The sequence below is a fragment of the Streptomyces malachitofuscus genome (assembly GCF_055571035.1).
Window position 1 is genome coordinate 31,128 of record NZ_JBVIGA010000015.1, and the last position, 16,969, is coordinate 48,096.

The following is a 16,969-nucleotide window of genomic DNA, read 5'->3' on the forward strand; positions in this document are numbered from 1 at the left end:
GCGCTCCGTAAAATCCCCCGTTCGACAGCGGATGCGAACGGAGCGCCGCGAGAAGCAGAGCGGGAAACGGCAGCGGCGATGACGGTGACACAGGACGGCCCCGAGGCCGCGGACGCGGCGGCACACGGGCCCGGCATCGACCCGGAACGGCTGGCCGTCTGCCTCGGCGTGCTCGAGGAACTCGACAAGCTCGACGTCGACCACCCGGACGCGATCCTGGTCCGCAGGGCCACCTCGCACATCTACCGCACGGTCAAGCAGCGCCGCCGCCAGGAACGCCGGGCCGCCAAGACCGCCCACGACAAGGCGGTCACCGAGGCCACCGCCACCGGCTCCGCCGAGCGCATCGACGACGAGACCGAGGGCATCCTCCCCTCCTCCCGGGTCGAGCCCGGCCGGATCGCGGGGATACTCCAGCGCCCTCGCTCCTGCTACGTCTGCAAGACCCGCTACGTCGAGGTCGACTACTTCTACCACCAGCTCTGCCAGAAGTGCGCCGACGAGAACCGGGCCCGGCGCGACGCCCGCACCGACCTCACCGGCAAGCGGGCGCTGCTCACCGGCGGACGTGCCAAGATCGGCATGTACATCGCACTGCGGCTGCTGCGCGACGGTGCCCACACCACCATCACCACGCGCTTCCCCAAGGACGCCATCCGCCGCTTCAAGGCCATGGACGACTCCGCGGACTGGATGCACCGCCTGGAGGTCGTCGGCATCGACCTGCGCGACCCGGGCCAGGCCGTCGCGCTGGCCGAGCAGGTCGCCGAGCAGGGCCCGTTGGACATCCTGATCAACAACGCCACCCAGACGGTGCGCCGTCTGCCGTCGGCGTACGCCGCGCTCGTGGAGGGCGAGAGCGCCCCGCTGCCGGCCGGTGAGCTGCCCGCCCACCACGTCATCGGCGCCTTCAACTCCGGCGCCGTCGACGGACTGACCGCGCTGCCCGCCGGGGTGAGCGGACTGGACGCGCAGAAGGTCGCCGACCTCGCCCTGGTCGCCGGCAACGCCAGCGTGGAGCGGCACCGTGACGGCACCGCCATCGACGCGGGTGGCCTGGTGCCCGACGTCGTCGACTCCAACACCTGGGTCCAGACCATCGAGCAGATCTCCCCGGTGGAGCTGCTGGAAACCCAGCTGTGCAACTACACGGCGCCGTTCATCCTGATCAGCGCGTTGCGGCCGGTGATGGCGGAGGCCGCGCGCCGTGCGTCCACCGGGCGCGCCTACGTCGTCAACGTCTCGGCGATGGAAGGCGTGTTCGCCCGCGGCTACAAGGGTGCCGGGCACCCCAACACCAACGCGGCCAAGGCCGCCATGAACATGGTGACGCGGACCAGTGCGCAGGAGATGTTCGACACCGATCGCATCCTGATGACCTCGGTCGACACCGGCTGGATCACCGACGAGCGTCCCCACTTCGACAAGCTGCGCCTCGCCGATGAGGGCTTCCACGCCCCGCTCGACCTGGTCGACGGCGCGGCCCGGGTCTACGACCCGATCGTGCGCGGCGAGGCGGGCGAGGACCTGTACGGCGTCTTCCTGAAGGACTACGCGCCCGGCCGGTGGTGACGGGGACGCTCCGGCCGTCAGTCGACCCGTCCCAGCCGTGCGGAACGGGCCGCCAGCAGCTCCAGCACGGTGCGCCAGTCCTCCAGGACGCCGGCGTCGAAGCAGGTGGTGCGGGCCTCCTCGTCCGCCGTGCGCAGGGCGAGGAGGTCGTCGTCCGCCGGGAGGTCGTGCCGGCGGTGCCGCCGGACCAGTCCGGCCACCCGCTCGCCGAGCAGGTCCCGTAGCGCGCCTGCCGCGCGGTCGGCACCCGCCGCCGGATCGCCGGGCCGCAGCAGCCCGCCGACCGGCCGCACCAGCCCGGCGACCTGGAGTTCCTTGTCCGCGGGCCGGCCCCGCCGCAGCAGCGCGGCGGTCCGCAGGGCGTGGTCGTGCGCGTCCGCGCGGGTGCCGCCGGGGCGGCCCCGGTCCTCCCGCGTGCCCCGGCACGCGTACAGCAGGTCCATCAGCTCCTCGACGGTGCGCAGTTCCATGCGCCGGTCCTCCCGGGAGACAGCCGTTGCCGTGCGGCAGCAGACCATGGCGAGCTTGCGGGCCGGCCAACGGGACCTGAACTGCGCCATGACCACGCGACCTTGTCGGAACCGTCGACGCCCGTATACGCCGAATGAGTGAATGGGGATGCCGTATGCGTGGTGAAATAGCAGCATATTTCAGTTGATTGAAACCGCCCTGTCGCATGATTGTTACCGGCAGTTTCGAGCCCCATCGAGCGGGGGGCTGCTCATTTGGTTAATCTGATGCGGACGGACATCAGTCAGGGTCCTACCCGCACCCACGGTCCGTCTGGGACTAGCCGGTTCATCACGGCCTGCTCTCACCCGAGTTACCGGCGCCACCGCGTCCGAACGGCTTTCGACTCAGACCCGAGCGGACGTCAGGCGCCAGGCACAGGGCCGACGCAGTACGTCCCCAGGGTGACCGACACATAAGGAGTGCGCGGTGACACCGGAGCAGACGAAACGCGAACAGCGCCCCAAGGAACGCACGGAGCGATCCGGCCGCCGGCCCGGGGAGCTCGGCAGCCTCGACGTGTGGGCCCGTTCGGCCCCGATCCGCCTGGCGGGCTACGAGGACGACCTCGCCGAACCGCACATCCTCCCCAGCGTCGACTGACACCCGTCACGCCCCGTCCGGCCCGGCGGCGTGCCAGACTCGCACCCATGCTGATCAGGGAAGCGACCTCCGACGACTGGCCGCGCATCTGGCCGTTCTGGCATCGCATCGTCGCCGCCGGCGAGACGTACGCCTGGGACCCGGGTACCTCCGAGGAGGCTGCCCGGGTCCTGTGGACCGGTCCGGCGAAGCAGGTGTACGTCGTGGAGGACGACACCGGAGCCGTCGTCGCCTCGGCCTACGTCACCCCCAACTACGGCGGCCCCGCCGCGCGCATCGCCAACGCCGGATTCATGGTCGACCCCGACCGGGCCGGCCGGGGCGTCGGCCGCCTGCTCGCCGAGCACGTCCTGGCCGAGGCGCGGAACGCCGGCTACCGGGGCATGGTGTTCAACGCCGTCGTCGAGACCAACCCGGCGGTGAAACTGTGGACTTCACTCGGTTTCACGATCCTCGGGACGGTGCCCGAGGCGTTCGACCACCCCCGGCACGGCCCGGTCGGGCTGCACATCATGTACCGGGCGCTGTGAGGGAGCCGGCCGGGCTCAGGGCCGCGCGTAGGGCCGGGTCATGATCTCCATGTTGTGGCCGTCGGGGTCGTCGAAGTAGGCGCCGCGTCCGCCGAAGAGCCCGTTGACCCGGCCCGGCTCCGTGTGTCCGGGGTCCGCGTAGTAGGTGATCCCGGCCGCCTCCAGGCGCGCGATCATGGCGTCGAACCCTTCCTCCGGCACCAGGAAGGCGTAGTGCTGGGCCTGGATCGGCTCGCCCCGCAGCTCGTAGTAGTCGAGGGTCACGCCGTTGCCCAGGTCGACCGGGAGGAACGGGCCGAAGGGGGCGCCGACCTCCAGCCCCAGTATTCCGGCGAGGAAGTCGGCCGAGGTCTGGCGGTCGCTTGCGTAGACGGCGGTGTGGTTGAGCTCGATGTGCTGTGCTTCGGGCATGGTGGGACGAGTCTCCGGTTTCGGTTTCCTGGGTGGGTCCGCGCGCCGGGGCGCGCGAGGGGAACGGAACGCGGAGGAAAGCGGCGGGCCACGGGCCCGGGCCCGCACGGGCGGGGGAGCGCCCCGCACCGGCCTCACCTGGAGGCCGGGAACGCCCTACGTGTATGGCCTACGGCCGACCCGGCAGTCACCCGGCCGACCCTAGGCCCTCCCCGCCGGTCACGGCAAGATCCGAACGACAGGCCTACCCGCCTCCATGGCGTGCCGTCGACTCGTTCTCCTGCGCCAGCCGGCGCAGGGCCATCAGGGCCGGTTCCAGCAGGAAGGTCAGCAGCACCGCCTGCTCGGCCTTCTCCAGCGGGTCCGTGATCGTTTCGATCCGGTCCAGGTCGTGCCGGGCCGTGCGCTCCGCGAGTTCGGCGTAGGGGAGCAGGGCCTGCCAGTCGTACTCGATGTCCAGGGAGCGCAGGGCCCGCAGCGTCTCGTCGATGGTCCGCCGTGCCGGATGGGCGGCGGAGACCGACCAGCCCATCGCGTCGACCAGTGCCGCGGCCTCCGGGTTCGTCTCCTCCCCGGACGTGTCCGGTGCCCCCTCGCCGGACGGCCGGATGCCGAAGGCGATGCCGAGCACCTCGTGGGTGTCGCCCCGGTGCTCGGTCATGGCGTCCAGGACCTGTTTGGCCGACGCCACGGACAGGCCGCGCACGCCGACGAGCGCGCGGATCAGCCGCAGTCGCCTGACGTGGCTCTCGTCGTACTCGGCCTGCGTCGCCGCGGTGGCACGGCCCGGCGGCAGCAGACCTTCCCGCAGGTAGTACTTGATCGTCGCGTTGGGCACCCCGCTGCGGCGACCGAGTTCCGAGATTCTCACGTGCTTCTCCGCTCTCCTCTGGCAATTGGGTAGTATCACTGTCTAATATGGATAGTGCCACTCACCAATTATGGAGGCGAGACTACCGTGCCTACTCTTCCCTGGGTCACCCCGAACCCGGCCCGCCCCGACACCCAGGCCTTCGTCATGGCCTCCCGCTTCGAGGTCCGGTCGCTGAAGGACGTCCCCCGCTTCTTCTGGAAGTCGCTCTCCGCCTGGGGCCAGGTCCGCAAGGCACCCGGAGCGCTGGGCGCCTCCCTGGAGGCCAAACCGTTGGGCAAGGTTTTCTACACGCTGTCCGCGTGGGAGAGCCGGGACGCGCTCTACACCTACGCCCGCACCGACCCGCACAAGAGCGTCATGACCGGCCTGCGCGCCACGATGCGCGACTCGACGTTCACCTTCTGGGAGGTCCCCGCCGACCGGCTGCCGATCGACTGGGCCGACGCCAAGCGCCGCCTCGAGGAGCAGGCGCGGACCCAGGCCGGTGCCCCGGACGGGCAGGGCGGCGCGCACTGACCCGCTCCCTGGTTCGAACGGGTGCGCACCGGGGGAGTTGTACCCCTGGTGACCGCCCGCCCTCAACCATGGAGCGCCCCGCATGCATGACGACCGCACTCTGGTCGAAGCCCGCCTCAAGCGCGTCCTCGACGAGCGCATCCGCCCCGCCGTGTACCCCGAGTCCGTTCCCCTCGAGGTCGCGGTGTGGCACGCACCGGGAGAGCCCGTCCCCGTCGCCGAGGGCCTCGCCGCCGAACCCGGGCCCGTCGAGGTGGGCGCCCGCTGGGGCGCGCCCTGGGGCACCAGCTGGTTCCGGGTCACCGGGACCGTCCCCGCGGCCTGGGCCGGGAGGACCGTGGAGGCGGTCCTGGACCTCGGCTTCGACGAGAACATGCCCGGCTTCCAGTGCGAGGGCCTCGTCTACCGGCCCGACGGCACCCCCGTGAAGGGCCTCAACCCGCGTAACCAGTGGGTGCGCATCGGCGCGCCCGTCGAGGGCGGGGAGGAGGTGCGCCTGCACATCGAGGCCGCCTCCAACCCGGTCATCATGGGCTACCACCCCTTCATGCCGACCCCGCTCGGCGACAAGGACACCGCCGGCAGCACCCCGCAGTACACGCTGACCCGCATGGACCTCGCCGTCCTCGACGAGACGGTCTGGCAGCTGGTGATCGATCTCGAAGTGCTCGGCGAGCTGATGGCCGAACTGCCGGCCGACGCGCCCCGCCGCTGGGAGATCCTGCGCGCGGTGGACCGGGCCCTGGACGCGGTGGACCTCCAGGACGTGAACGGCACCGCGGAGCGGGCCCGTGCCTGCCTCACCGACGTGCTGTCCGCCCCCGCCGTCCCCTCCGCGCACCGCATCAGCGCCGTCGGACACGCCCACATCGACTCGGCGTGGCTGTGGCCGCTGCGCGAGACCGTGCGCAAGGTCGCCCGTACGACCGCCAACATGACCGCCCTGCTCGACGACGAACCCGAGTTCGTCTTCGCCATGTCACAGGCCCAGCAGTGGGCATGGGTGAAGGAGCACCGGCCCGAGGTATGGGCGCGGGTGAAGAAGGCCGTCGCCGACGGACGGTTCGTGCCGGCCGGCGGCATGTGGGTGGAGTCGGACACCAACATGCCCGGCTCGGAGGCGATGGCCCGGCAGTTCGTGCACGGCAAGCGGTTCTTCCTCGACGAGTTCGGCATCGAGAACGACGATGTCTGGCTGCCGGACACCTTCGGTTTCGCCGCCGGACTGCCCCAGATCATCAAGGCCGCGGGCGCCAGGTACCTGCTGACTCAGAAGATCTCCTGGTCGCGGACGAACAGCTTCCCGCACCACACCTTCCGCTGGGAGGGCGTCGACGGCACCCGGATCTTCACCCACTTCCCGCCCGTCGACACCTACAACTGCTCCATGAGGGGCGCCGAGATCGCCCACGCGGTCCGCAACTTCAAGGACAAGGGCGCCGCCCGCCACTCCCTCGCCCCCACCGGATGGGGCGACGGGGGCGGCGGCACCACCCGCGAGATGGTGGCCAAGGCGGCCCGGCTGCGGAACCTGGAGGGCTCCGCGACCGTGACCTGGGAGACACCGTCCGCCTTCTTCGCCAAGGCCGAGGCCGAGCACCCCGAACCGCCCGTCTGGGTCGGCGAGCTCTACCTGGAACTGCATCGCGCCACCCTCACCAGCCAGGCAGGCACCAAACAGGGCAACCGTCGCAGCGAACACCTGCTGCGCGAGGCCGAACTGTGGGCGGCCACGGCGGCCGTACGGGCCGGTGCCCCCTACCCCTACGAGGAACTGGACCGCATCTGGAAGACGGTGCTGCTGCACCAGTTCCACGACATCCTGCCCGGCTCCTCCATCGCCTGGGTGCACCGCGAGGCCCGCGCCACCTACGCGCGGATCGCCGGGGAGCTGAACGCCGTCATCGACACCGCCCAGCGCGCCCTCGCCGGTGAGGGGACGGTCCCCCTCGTCTTCAACGGGGCCCCGCACACCCGGGCCGGCGTCCCGGCGGGCGGCGCGCGTCCGGCGGCCACCGAAGGCCGTACGACCCTCGCACCGCGCCCCGGCGGTGGGTTCCTCCTCGACAACGGCCTGCTCAGGATCGAGATCGACGCCCGCGGCCTGCTGATCTCCGCCCACGACATCGAAGCCGACCGCGAGACCGTCGCCCCCGGACGGGCCGGCAACCTCCTCCAGCTCCACCCGGACCTGCCGAACATGTGGGACGCGTGGGACGTCGACGAGTTCTACCGGAACACGGTCACCGACCTGACCGACACCGACGAGGTGGCGGCCGGCGACGACGGCGCCTCGGTGCGGATCGTCCGCTCCTTCGGCGCCTCCCGGGTGAGCCAGGTGCTGTCGCTGCCTCCGGGGGAGCGGCGGCTGGTGGTGGACACCGAGGTCGACTGGCACGAGACGGAGAAGTTCCTCAAGCTCGCCTTCCCGCTCGACCTGCACGCCGAACGCTACGCCTCCGAGACGCAGTTCGGGCACTTCTTCCGGCCCACCCACACCAACACCTCGTGGGAGGCGGCCAAGTTCGAGGCGTGCAACCACCGCTTCGTCCACCTCCAGGAACCCGACTGGGGCGTGGCGGTCGTCAACGACTCGACGTACGGCCACGACGTGACGCGTACCGTCCGCGCCGACGGCAAGCGCGGCACGACCACGACGGTCCGCGTCTCCCTGCTGCGCGCCCCGCGCTTCCCCGACCCCGAGACCGACCAGGGAGTGCACCGCTTCCGGCACGCGCTGCTGCCGGGCGCGTCCATCGGCGACGCCGTGCGCGAGGGGTGGCGGATCAATCTCCCGGAACGGCGGCTCACCGGTGCGGGCGAGGTCGCGCCCCTGGTGACGGTCGACCGGGACGCGGTGGTGGTCACGGCGGTCAAGCTGGCCGACGACGGCAGCGGCGACGTCGTCGTCCGCTTCCACGAGGCCCACGGCGCCCGCGCCCGCGCCACGCTCACCACCGGGTTCGCGGCCACCGGCGTGGAGGTGACCGACCTGCTGGAACGACCGCTCGCCGACGCGCAGGCGCCCCCGCTCGACGGCGGGCGGATCACCGTACGACTGCGCCCCTTCGAGCTGATGACGCTGCGGCTGAAGCGGACGGCATGAGCGGTGGGAGCCGACGTCGGCTCGGCCGCAGCGGCGTCGAGGTCACCGCCCTGGCCTTCGGCGCCTCCGGCATCGGCAACCTGTACACCGAGGTCGGGGAGGAGGAGGCGTACGAGGCGGTGCGGGCCGCCTGGCAGCGCGGCATCCGCTACTTCGACACCGCCCCGCACTACGGCATCGGCCTGTCCGAACGCCGGCTCGGGGCCGCGCTGCGCGAGCACCTGCGCGACGCGTTCACCGTGTCCACGAAGGTGGGCCGCCGCCTGGAACCCGCCCGTCCCGCCGGCGACGACCTCGCCCACGGCTTCGCCGTCCCCGCCACCCACCGCCGCGTCTGGGACTTCAGCTCCGACGGTGTGCGCCGCACCCTGGAGGCCAGTCTGGAACGCCTCGGCCTCGACCGGGTCGACGTCGTCTACCTCCACGACCCCGACGACCACGCCGAGCAGGCCTTTCGCGAGGGCTACCCCGCTCTGGAGCGGCTCCGCTCGGAGGGGGTGGTCGGCGCGATCGGCGCCGGAATGAACCGGACCGCCCTGCTCACCCGCGTCGTCTTCCCTGTTGGATTGGCGTGTTGAAGCGGATCGAGCAGGACTGGATAAGTGCTGGGTTGGCGTGCGTTCTGGGTGCCGACAGATCGCCAAGTGGCGGTGGACCGGGTGCCCAGTCTGGCCGGGTGGGAGGACCTGGCCGTACGTGAGGATCGCGTTGGGATTCATCCTGGGGATCCGATTCCTCTTTCTCCGGACTACCGGATCGACGAAGTACTGAGCCGGTATCTGTGCCGGTCGTCGTTCGCCCGTCTCGCTCAGGAGACGAAGCGCAATTACACGGACGACTACTGCCTGTTCTTCGACTTCTTGTGGGGCCGCGGGAAGTGGTGGAGCGAGGCGTCGGCGGACGATCTGTGGGACTTCGAGGACTGGCGGACCCGCTCGCTTCGGAACCCGCGCCGGATCGCCGGGGCACGGTGGAACCGGGGACTGGCCGCGCTGGCGCGGCTGTATGACTGGGCGGTACAGCGCGAGTACGTGCTGACGAACCCGGTGCTCATACGTACGGTCACCGGTCGGACCGGCGAGGCAGTGCTGGTGCCGGCGGCGCGAGCGAAGAACGCGCGCACGAGCGAGGTGCGTTGGCTGACGCCGCGCGCCTTCCCCCCAAGTAGCCTCCGGCATCGGCCTGGACTCGTTCCTGGCTCCGGACATCAAGGAGTTCGTGGTCGACCCGGAGCTCAAGGCGCTGCTCGACGAGGGCATCAAGCTCGACACGGGGAACGACCGCCTACTGGTCAACCCCCACCGGCCGCTTCGAGATCGGCGGCCCGATGGGTGACGCCGGCCTGACCGGCCGCAAGGTCATCATCGACACCTACGGCGGCATGGCCCGCCACGGCGGCGGCGCCTTCTCCGGCAAGGACCCGTTCAAGGTCGACCGCTCCGCCACGTACGCGATGCGCTGGGTCGCCAAGAACATGGTCGCCGCGGGTCTCGCCACCCGCTGCGAGGTCCAGGTGGCGTACGCCATCGGCAAGGCCGAGCCGGTCGGTCCGTCGACACCTTCGGCACCGCCAAGGTAGAAGGGGCCCCCGGACTGCACTACATCACGCTGAACTGCTCAACGGCGACACTCGAGATCCACCGCAACGCAGTGAGCTCAAGAAGCACGCTCTCGCGGCTCCCCGCTGAATGCACGTCGAGGTCGCCTGCCCGGGTAGCCGGGGCAGCGACCACCGTTTCACTTGTCATCGACCGAGATGCCGAGGATGGCGAGGAAGGCGGTGGCCGCGGGCGTGCTGTTGTCGCGGCTCCAGATGATGTACTCGACGCGGGTCGGTGCGTCGATGACCTCGATGGTGATGACGCCGCTGAGTTGAGCCACGTAGGCGGAGGGGAGCATGGCGACGCCGAGGCCTTGTCCGACCAGTCGCGCCAGGAAGTCTGCGTTGGTCACCTCGAAGGCGACGTCGCGGTGGACACCGGCGGCCGAGAAGGCCAGGTCGGACTGGACACGTCCGGCCGTCTTGGCCGGCAGGTCCACGAACATCTCGGAGGACAGCCTGCGCAGGTCGACCGCCGGCTCCTGGGCCAGCGGATGGTCCGGCCCCACCACCGCGACCAGCCGGTCACGGGCGAGTTCGCGGGAGTTGACGCCTTCGGGACGCACCGTCGTCGGCAGTCCGAGGAAGGCCACCTCGATGCCTCCCATCTTCACCTGCTCGACCAGTCCGTCGCTCGCGCCCACGCTCAGGCTGATGCGCACGTTCGGATACTGCTGGTGGAAGTCGCGCAGGGCGCCCGGGATGTCGACTGCGGCGACGGACGGGATGACGCCCACGGCGAGCCGTCCGCGTACCTCGCCGACAGCCGCGGCGACTTCGTTGGCCGCACGCTCGGCGGCGTCCAGACACTGCCGGGCTGCGGGAAGGAAGGCCGCACCGGCCGGAGTCAGCCGTACCCGGCGGCTGGTGCGCTCGAAGAGTCTCGCGCCCAGTTCCTTTTCGAGGCGGGCGACTTGGTGGCTGAGGGCGGACTGGACGACCAGACACCGTTCGGCGGCCCGGGTGAAGCTGTTCGTCTCGGCAACGGCAACCACGTAGCGCATCTGCTGAAGCTCCATACATCTATCGTGTATCACGATAGATGAGGTGACAAGCATGTGTTGGACTCATTGATGGGTGGGGACTGAGACTGTGCGTGTGCCAAGTCCAGCTGTGAAGGGACCGCATCGGTGTTCCTTAGGGAATTCCCCCGTCGCCCGTTCTCACGGTGCTCTCTCCCGAGCTTGAGCAAGCTGGCGGCAACCAGAGTTCAATCGAGAGGACGAGCCGGTCATGAGCCTTACTCCGCCGAAGCCGCAGACGGTCACCGTCGCCGACATGTGGGTCGATCCGCGCTGTCCGTGGGCATGGATCACCTCCCGCTGGTTGCTGAAAGTCGAACAGGTGCGCCCTGTCGAAGCGCGCTTTCACATGATGAGCCTTTCGGTGCTCAACGAGGGACGGGAAGTACCGGAGAAGTACAGGAGGGGGATGATCGAGGGCTGGGGGCCGGTGCGCGTCTGCATCGCGGCCGAGCAGCAATTCGGTCCAGAGGTCCTGCGTCCGCTCTGCAACGCCATGGGAACCCGCATTCATCTCGAGCAGGCTGGACTGGGGCGGGACATGATGCTCGCGGCCCTTGCCGATGCCGATCTGCCGGCCCACCTGATCGAGGCGGCGGACACGACCGATTACGACAAGGCGCTGCGCGTCAGTCACCACGCCGGCATGGACCCCGTCGGTTCCGAGGTCGGCACCCCCGTCATCCATGTTCCCGGCCCAGACGGCGAGTCTGTTGCCTTCTTCGGACCGGTGATCAGCCCCACTCCGCGCGGCGAGGCCGCCGGACGCCTCTGGGATGGTGTCCTCGCCGTGGCGGGCACCGACGGCTTCTTCGAGATCAAGCGCACCCGCACCCGCGAAGCCATCTTCGACTGAGGTATGTGGGAGGCCTGTCGCCGCACTACCCGGATGCCGCTTCTTCCCGACGAAATCGTGGCCGTCGGAAACCGCTGTCTGGTCGCGGAGAGCGACCTCCTTCATCGAGGAATCAGTTGAACGTGAATGCATTTGTCCTGCCTGTCATCGGCGGTGTCGATGACAGGTGTTCCGGTACGGGAGGCGGCGCGACATGAAGAGCGGGCGGCAACTCCTCACCGCTGGTGTGACAGCACTGGCGCCGGCGGTCTGGGGCAGCACCTATCTGGTGACAACCGAGTCGCTGCCGCCGGACCGTCCCCTGTTGGCCACCACCGTGCGGGCGCTTCCAGGGGGCCTGTTTCTGCTGGCCCTCGCCCGCACGTTGCCGACCGGGGTCTGGCTGTGGCGCACCCTGGTGCTCGGAACGCTGAACATCGGCGCGTTCAACTTCCTGCTGTTTGTCGCGGCCTATCGGCTTCCCGGTGGTATCGCGGCGGTGATCATGTCGGCGCAGCCGATGTTCGTACTCGTCCTGGCGGCGCTGTTCATCGGCGACAGAATCCGGTTTTCCCATGTGGTGGCCTGTGTCCTCGGCGTGGTCGGTGTCGTGTTGCTCGTGTTCAGGGGAACGGTGGAACTCGACTACGTCGGTGTGGTGGCGGCGCTGGGCGGCGCGATGTGCATGGCCACCGGCATCACGCTGACTAAGCGGTGGGGACGCCCGGACGGGGTGGGGCTGCTTCCTTTCACCGGCTGGCAACTCACCGTGGGTGGACTGGCCTTGCTTCCATTCACGCTGGCCATCGAAGGACTGCCGTCCAGTATCACGGGAACCAACATCCTTGGGTTCGCCTATCTCGTCTCCCTCGGCGCCGTCATCAGTTACATGATCTGGTTTCGCGGGATAGAGAGATTGCCGGCGCTGGCGGTCTCCTTCCTCGCCTTGGGCAGCCCGATCGTCGCGACCATTCTCGGATACGTGTTTCTCCACGAGACGTTGTCGATTCTGCAGCTGACGGGTGTCGTATCGATTCTCACGGCCATGCTGCTAGCGCAACCCCGGCCGGCCAGGCCGCAAGAGTCCGGCCCCATGAGCCTCTTCACCGCGACGAGACCAGCGGTACCCGGGCCAAGTCGGTGCATTGATCCGGAAGAGCTTTAGAGAAGTCCGTAAGCCTTACAGCCTGAATCTTTCGGAGCGACGAAATGGTCACACAGCAGGAAATGATTCCTCAGGAAGAACGCCCGCCTTCGGCATTACGGGCATGGCTCGGTGTCGCTGCCATCACGGCCAGTCTGTTCGTCTTCCTCACCACTGAGCTGATGCCCGTCGGCCTGCTCACCCCGCTGAGCAACAGCCTGGACATCTCCGTGGGTGTCGCCGGGCTGATGGTCACGGCGCAGGGTGTCGCGGCGGGGTTGGGCGTACCCTTCATCGTGGCCTGGACCAGGCGTGTCAACCGGCGCATGCTGCTGTCCACACTGCTGGCGATCTTGGCCCTGGGTAACCTCATCACCGCCATCTCGCCGAACTACCCGCTGATCCTGACAACGCGTCTCATCATGGGATTCGCCAGCGGTGTGTTCTGGGCGATCGGTGTGAGCATGGCCATGCGTATCGTTCCGGAGCGGCAGGCGAGCAAGGCGGCCGCGGTCGTGATGTCTGGCATCTCGATCGCCACCGTGGTGGGCATCCCGCTGGGCACCATCATCGAGAGCTACACCAACTGGCGTACCACGTTCGTCATCTGGGCCGGCCTCAGCGTGCTGGTGTTCCTCGCGGTCGCTGCCACTATCCCGTCGCTTCCGTCAGCGAACACGGTTTCGGTCCGGGAAGTCTTCGAACTCCCGCTCAAGAACGTGCAGCTGCGTACGGTGCTGTTCATCGTCGTCTTCTTCGTGCTTGGCCATTTCGGGGCGTACACCTTCGTGCGGCCCTTCCTGGAAGACAGTGCATCGGCCACAGCCGCCTTCATCACCGTCGTGCTGATCATCTTCGGTATCGGAGGTGCCGTCGGGAACTTCGTCGCCGGCTACACGGTGAACAAGAGCCTGCGCGGCACCTTCATCGTCGGTGGCATGGGACTCATCGCGGCCCTGCTGTTGCTGCTCACGATCGGCGACGGGAAGGCGGGCGTGATCGTCGCGCTGATCCTCTGGGGGCTGTCCTTCGGCGCCGTGCAGCTGAGCCAGGTCAACATGACTCTCGCCGCCGCGCCCGAGACCTTCGAAGCCGCGATGTCGCTCAATACCATGGCGTACAACACGTCTATCGCGCTGGGAGCGCTTCTGGGCGGACTGTTCGCCGACAATATGGGTGTCACCAGTGTCGTGTGGTTCGGTGTGGCGCTGACCGGGGCTTCGCTACTCCTCAGGCTCGGCACCGGCCGGAAGGCCGCGAGCGCGGTCTCCGCATGATCGCTTGGAGCACCATGCCGGACAGCAGTCTTCTGAGCGAACGGGTACACGACCTCGGCTAGTGCTGTGACCGCATGGCTTCGCCGGTTTCGCGGTGCGGCGGGAACCGGGTTGCCGTCGGCCCGGCTACGCAGCGCAGCCGATATCTCTTGCGGAGTCGTCTGAGCACCCGATACCCAGCATCGAGACGACAAGGAGCACAGGATGACGACGCGTCTGGGTTCATTGAACGAGTTCTGCTGGATGGACCTCGAAACCCGTGACTTGGCTGGCACCGCCACCTTCTTCTCGAAGACGCTGGGCTGGCACTTCGCGGTGGACGAGAAGGACTGGCGAAAGGCCACCAAGATAACCATCGATGGCCACATGATCGGCAGCGTGAGCGACCTGGCGAACCCGGTCTACCCACCGGGAACACCCGCCCACATCGCCTACTACTTGGCAGTCGACAACGTCGATCACCACGCGGAAGTGGCGACGGTGAACGACGCTCGTCTTGTCGTACCTCCCTTCGAAGCGGCGGTGCTCGCATCCTGCCCAACCCGGCGGACCTATGTGGTCACAGCACTAGGATCTGGCCTCCGGCCAGTGGACTCCGACCGCGCTGGAGCACCGGATCACCAGCATCCTGGTCATCGCCTCGGCGGGGGACGGGGAACTCACCCCACTGCACATCCGTGGGGCTTTCGCGGAGGGTGCGGAAGCCTTCGTGCGGGAGAACGGATGTCGGCTCGCCACGTTGCTTGCGGACCTGCTCCCCGTGGGCGGCCCTGACCCCGTGCCCCTGGCGGCGATGGCGGAGGCCCGAACCCTGCTGGCAGATGTCGCGGGCCAGCGCCCGGGGTGCCCGCCGAGCCGGCCCGCGAGTTGCGGTTGTGGACGGTGATTGCCTCGGCACTCGCAGAGTCCGTCAACGTCCTTCGACACGTCCAGCGCACCGTCGATTGTCTGGCTGCTGGAGAGACCGCCTCAGCTCAACACGCTGAACTTGACAGAGAATTCGTCCGCGACACCGACGTCGACGTCGTCCTGTGTGCCGGCCGTCACACCCTGCTCGACCACAGCGCCCTGACCGACCTGCTGCCGGCCGCCCTCGAGCGCGGCCGGTCGGTCGTCATCGGCGGCGCCTTCAACTCCGGGCTCCTCGCGGACCCGAGGCCCGGCGCGACGTACGACTACGCACGGGCCCCCGCCGGCCTGGTGGACCGCGCCCTGCGCGTACAAGCGGCGGCCGAGCGCCACGGCACCACCCTGCGCGCCGCCGCGCTGGCCTTCTGCGCCTCCCACCGCGCGGTCGCGAGCGTTCTGGTCGGCGCCCGCTCGGCCGCCGAGGTGCACGACTGCGCCGATCAGTTCACCACCCCGGTGCCCGCCGCCCTCTGGCAGGAACTGCACGCCACCGGGCTGCTGCCGTACGAGGGGGAGCGGCCATGACCGGCCCCCGGCCGCCCGTGTCTACGGCCGCTCGGCCGCCGCCCCCGTCAGCCGGGTCGGCGGCAGGAACTCTCGCACATACGTCCGCTCCCAGCACGCGCCCGTCTCCCGCAGCTCCCGCCAGGTCGTGTAGCGGTAGCGGAAGAGGCGGGCGCGGATGTGCCGGGGCGGCGCGTCCGCGGGGAACGGGGAGCGGCGCAGCAGCCTCAGCGTGTCCCGGTCGTTCTCCAGCAGGCGCTCCACCAGCGCCCCGAACCACGGGCCGGCGTACGCGGGCGACAGCGCCGCGAACCACATCAGCCAGTCGAGTCGCAGATGGTACGGCGCGAACTGGCGCGGCCAGCGCCGCGGGTCACCCGGCTTGCCCTTGAACTCGTACTCCCGCCAGTCGGAGTCCTTGCGGGGCACCTCGTCCGCCGTGCCCTCCAGGACCACTTCGTAGCGGATCCGGCCGACGCTGCCGAACGCGCCGTAGGTGTTGACCAGGTGCAGCGGGTCGAACGAGCGGTTCATCACCTGCCGGCGCGAGATCATGTTGCGGACGGGCTGATGGCTCAGGCCGAGCAGCAGCGCGGACACCGCGAGCACGACCACCACGTACCACAGCGGCGCGTCGGACACCGCGGGCGCGTCGGCGGGGAACGCGATCACCGGCAGGGCCAGCACGATCGTGATCCAGTTCAGCCATGCGAAGTTGCCGGACAGCACCAGCCACAGCTGGGTGACGATCATCAGGGCGGCCGCGGCAGTGGCGACCGGCTGCGGGGCGAACAGCAGGAACGGCACCACCAACTGAGTGACGTGGTTCGCCGCCACCTCGACCCGGTGCAACGGCTTCGGCAGATGATGGAAGAACCAGCTCAGCGGACCCGGCATCGGCTGCGTCTCGTGGTGGTGGTCAAGACAGGTCAGCTTCCGCCAGCACTCGTCGCCGCGCATCTTGATCAGACCCGCGCCGAACTCCACCCGGAACAGGACCCACCGCAGCAGGAACAGCACCACGACGGGCGGTGCCACCTCGTCGTTGCCGAGGAACACGGCGAGGAACCCGACCTCCAGCAGCAGTGACTCCCAGCCGAACGAATACCAGGTCTGCCCGACGTTGACGACCGACAGATACAGCACCCACGGCACCAGCCACAGCAGCATTCCGGCCCACAGCGGAAGCAGTGAGTCAAGGCCCGCGAGCAGCGCCGCCGACACCGCGCACCCCGCCCAGGCGCACCCCGCGAAGAACCGGTCCGAGTAGTACAGCTGGAACAGGCTCGGCGACCTCCTGAACGGCACCCGCTCCACGAAACGCGGCACCGGCAGCATGCCCCGCTCCCCGATCAGCGCCCGGAACTGCAGTGCCGCCGTCAGAAACGCGACGAGGTACAGCCCGGCCAGCGCCCGCTGGAAGACCAGCCGGCCGAGCCAGTACTCGGACGCGGTGAACCACTCCACGGCCACCCGCTCCCTCCGCCTCGTCACACCCGAACCTCTGTGACTCTCCGTATACCACCGGGTGGCGTGAGCAACCCAGGTGCGAGACG

The 16,969-nt window shown here is 69.3% G+C and carries 14 protein-coding genes and 4 pseudogenes; 13 read left to right on the forward strand and 5 right to left on the reverse strand.

The genetic code is table 11. The annotated features are described in order from the left end of the window. Positions 1–78 precede the first annotated feature (78 nt). Entirely contained in the window at positions 79–1,572 is a 1,494-nt protein-coding gene (locus tag ACZ44S_RS21995) for an SDR family NAD(P)-dependent oxidoreductase (RefSeq protein ID WP_466931550.1), read from the forward strand. A gap of 17 nt (positions 1,573–1,589) precedes the next feature. Here the strand turns inward: ACZ44S_RS21995 and ACZ44S_RS22000 are convergent, their stop codons facing one another. Further along, positions 1,590–2,042 (reverse strand): hypothetical protein, encoded by a 453-nt coding sequence (locus ACZ44S_RS22000; protein ID WP_466931887.1) that lies wholly within the window; start codon positions 2,040–2,042, stop codon positions 1,590–1,592. 469 nt (positions 2,043–2,511) lie between these two features. Here ACZ44S_RS22000 and ACZ44S_RS22005 point away from each other — a divergent pair, with 469 nt between their 5' ends. Then, a complete protein-coding gene (locus tag ACZ44S_RS22005; protein ID WP_190162353.1) occupies positions 2,512–2,685 on the forward strand; it encodes a hypothetical protein in 174 nt (57 codons plus the stop codon). A 47-nt stretch (positions 2,686–2,732) separates the two neighbouring features. Beyond that, positions 2,733–3,215 (forward strand): GNAT family N-acetyltransferase, encoded by a 483-nt coding sequence (locus tag ACZ44S_RS22010; protein ID WP_466931552.1) that lies wholly within the window; start codon positions 2,733–2,735, stop codon positions 3,213–3,215. Positions 3,216–3,230: 15 nt separating this feature from the next. Here ACZ44S_RS22010 and ACZ44S_RS22015 read toward each other — a convergent pair whose 3' ends face one another. Continuing rightward, on the reverse strand, positions 3,231–3,626 hold the full coding sequence (locus tag ACZ44S_RS22015) for a VOC family protein (RefSeq protein WP_466931554.1): 396 nt from the start codon (positions 3,624–3,626) through the stop codon (positions 3,231–3,233). Positions 3,627–3,870: 244 nt separating this feature from the next. Continuing rightward, the gene (locus ACZ44S_RS22020) at positions 3,871–4,497 is read right to left on the reverse strand and encodes a MerR family transcriptional regulator (protein ID WP_466931556.1); all 627 of its coding nucleotides are present in this window, start codon (positions 4,495–4,497) and stop codon (positions 3,871–3,873) included. Between the two features lie 87 nt (positions 4,498–4,584). Here ACZ44S_RS22020 and ACZ44S_RS22025 point away from each other — a divergent pair, with 87 nt between their 5' ends. From ACZ44S_RS22025 to ACZ44S_RS22045, 5 genes and pseudogenes are all read left to right on the forward strand, one after another. Further along, complete coding sequence (locus ACZ44S_RS22025) at positions 4,585–5,016, forward strand: DUF3291 domain-containing protein (protein ID WP_466931558.1); 432 nt, start codon at positions 4,585–4,587, stop codon at positions 5,014–5,016. An 82-nt stretch (positions 5,017–5,098) separates the two neighbouring features. Continuing rightward, a complete protein-coding gene (locus tag ACZ44S_RS22030) occupies positions 5,099–8,122 on the forward strand; it encodes an alpha-mannosidase (RefSeq protein WP_466931560.1) in 3,024 nt (1,007 codons plus the stop codon). Further along, a pseudogene (locus ACZ44S_RS22035) lies at positions 8,119–8,676 on the forward strand (aldo/keto reductase); the annotation flags it as partial. The gene ACZ44S_RS22030 and the pseudogene ACZ44S_RS22035, both read left to right, overlap by 4 nt. A gap of 105 nt (positions 8,677–8,781) precedes the next feature. Continuing rightward, positions 8,782–9,135 (forward strand): annotated as a pseudogene (locus ACZ44S_RS22040) (integrase); the annotation flags it as partial. Between the two features lie 142 nt (positions 9,136–9,277). Continuing rightward, positions 9,278–9,703 (forward strand): annotated as a pseudogene (locus tag ACZ44S_RS22045) (methionine adenosyltransferase domain-containing protein); the annotation flags it as partial. 156 nt (positions 9,704–9,859) lie between these two features. Here the strand turns inward: ACZ44S_RS22045 and ACZ44S_RS22050 are convergent. After that, complete coding sequence (locus tag ACZ44S_RS22050; protein WP_466931562.1) at positions 9,860–10,741, reverse strand: LysR family transcriptional regulator; 882 nt, start codon at positions 10,739–10,741, stop codon at positions 9,860–9,862. A 214-nt stretch (positions 10,742–10,955) separates the two neighbouring features. Between ACZ44S_RS22050 and ACZ44S_RS22055 the strand changes: the two genes are divergently transcribed. From ACZ44S_RS22055 to ACZ44S_RS22075, 5 genes and pseudogenes are all read left to right on the forward strand, one after another. Next, a complete protein-coding gene (locus tag ACZ44S_RS22055; protein WP_466931564.1) occupies positions 10,956–11,600 on the forward strand; it encodes a mycothiol-dependent nitroreductase Rv2466c family protein in 645 nt (214 codons plus the stop codon). A 193-nt stretch (positions 11,601–11,793) separates the two neighbouring features. Then, positions 11,794–12,744, forward strand: coding sequence for an EamA family transporter (locus ACZ44S_RS22060; RefSeq protein ID WP_466931566.1), 951 nt, complete (start codon positions 11,794–11,796; stop codon positions 12,742–12,744). A gap of 44 nt (positions 12,745–12,788) precedes the next feature. After that, positions 12,789–14,000 carry an MFS transporter gene (locus tag ACZ44S_RS22065; protein ID WP_466931568.1) on the forward strand — a complete coding sequence of 404 codons (1,212 nt, stop codon included), beginning with the start codon at positions 12,789–12,791 and terminating at the stop codon, positions 13,998–14,000. A gap of 204 nt (positions 14,001–14,204) precedes the next feature. Beyond that, a complete protein-coding gene (locus tag ACZ44S_RS22070) occupies positions 14,205–14,774 on the forward strand; it encodes a VOC family protein (protein ID WP_466931570.1) in 570 nt (189 codons plus the stop codon). A gap of 216 nt (positions 14,775–14,990) precedes the next feature. Next, positions 14,991–15,434, forward strand: a pseudogene (locus ACZ44S_RS22075) (aldo/keto reductase); the annotation flags it as partial. A gap of 21 nt (positions 15,435–15,455) precedes the next feature. On the opposite strand, the gene ACZ44S_RS22080 reads toward ACZ44S_RS22075, so the two are convergent. Further along, on the reverse strand, positions 15,456–16,880 hold the full coding sequence (locus ACZ44S_RS22080; RefSeq protein ID WP_466931889.1) for a lipase maturation factor family protein: 1,425 nt from the start codon (positions 16,878–16,880) through the stop codon (positions 15,456–15,458). Between the last annotated feature and the right edge of the window lie 89 nt (positions 16,881–16,969).

What these genes read in the sequence shown, in the direction of transcription:
- ACZ44S_RS21995 (WP_466931550.1), top strand. Translation starts at nt 79, where the DNA reads ATGACGGTGACACAGGACGGCCCCGAGGCCGCGGACGCGGCGGCACAC.
- ACZ44S_RS22000 (WP_466931887.1), bottom strand. Translation starts at nt 2,042, where the DNA reads ATGGAACTGCGCACCGTCGAGGAGCTGATGGACCTGCTGTACGCGTGC.
- ACZ44S_RS22010 (WP_466931552.1), top strand. Translation starts at nt 2,733, where the DNA reads ATGCTGATCAGGGAAGCGACCTCCGACGACTGGCCGCGCATCTGGCCG.
- ACZ44S_RS22015 (WP_466931554.1), bottom strand. Translation starts at nt 3,626, where the DNA reads ATGCCCGAAGCACAGCACATCGAGCTCAACCACACCGCCGTCTACGCA.
- ACZ44S_RS22030 (WP_466931560.1), top strand. Translation starts at nt 5,099, where the DNA reads ATGCATGACGACCGCACTCTGGTCGAAGCCCGCCTCAAGCGCGTCCTC.
- ACZ44S_RS22050 (WP_466931562.1), bottom strand. Translation starts at nt 10,741, where the DNA reads ATGGAGCTTCAGCAGATGCGCTACGTGGTTGCCGTTGCCGAGACGAAC.
- ACZ44S_RS22055 (WP_466931564.1), top strand. Translation starts at nt 10,956, where the DNA reads ATGAGCCTTACTCCGCCGAAGCCGCAGACGGTCACCGTCGCCGACATG.
- ACZ44S_RS22060 (WP_466931566.1), top strand. Translation starts at nt 11,794, where the DNA reads ATGAAGAGCGGGCGGCAACTCCTCACCGCTGGTGTGACAGCACTGGCG.
- ACZ44S_RS22065 (WP_466931568.1), top strand. Translation starts at nt 12,789, where the DNA reads ATGGTCACACAGCAGGAAATGATTCCTCAGGAAGAACGCCCGCCTTCG.
- ACZ44S_RS22070 (WP_466931570.1), top strand. Translation starts at nt 14,205, where the DNA reads ATGACGACGCGTCTGGGTTCATTGAACGAGTTCTGCTGGATGGACCTC.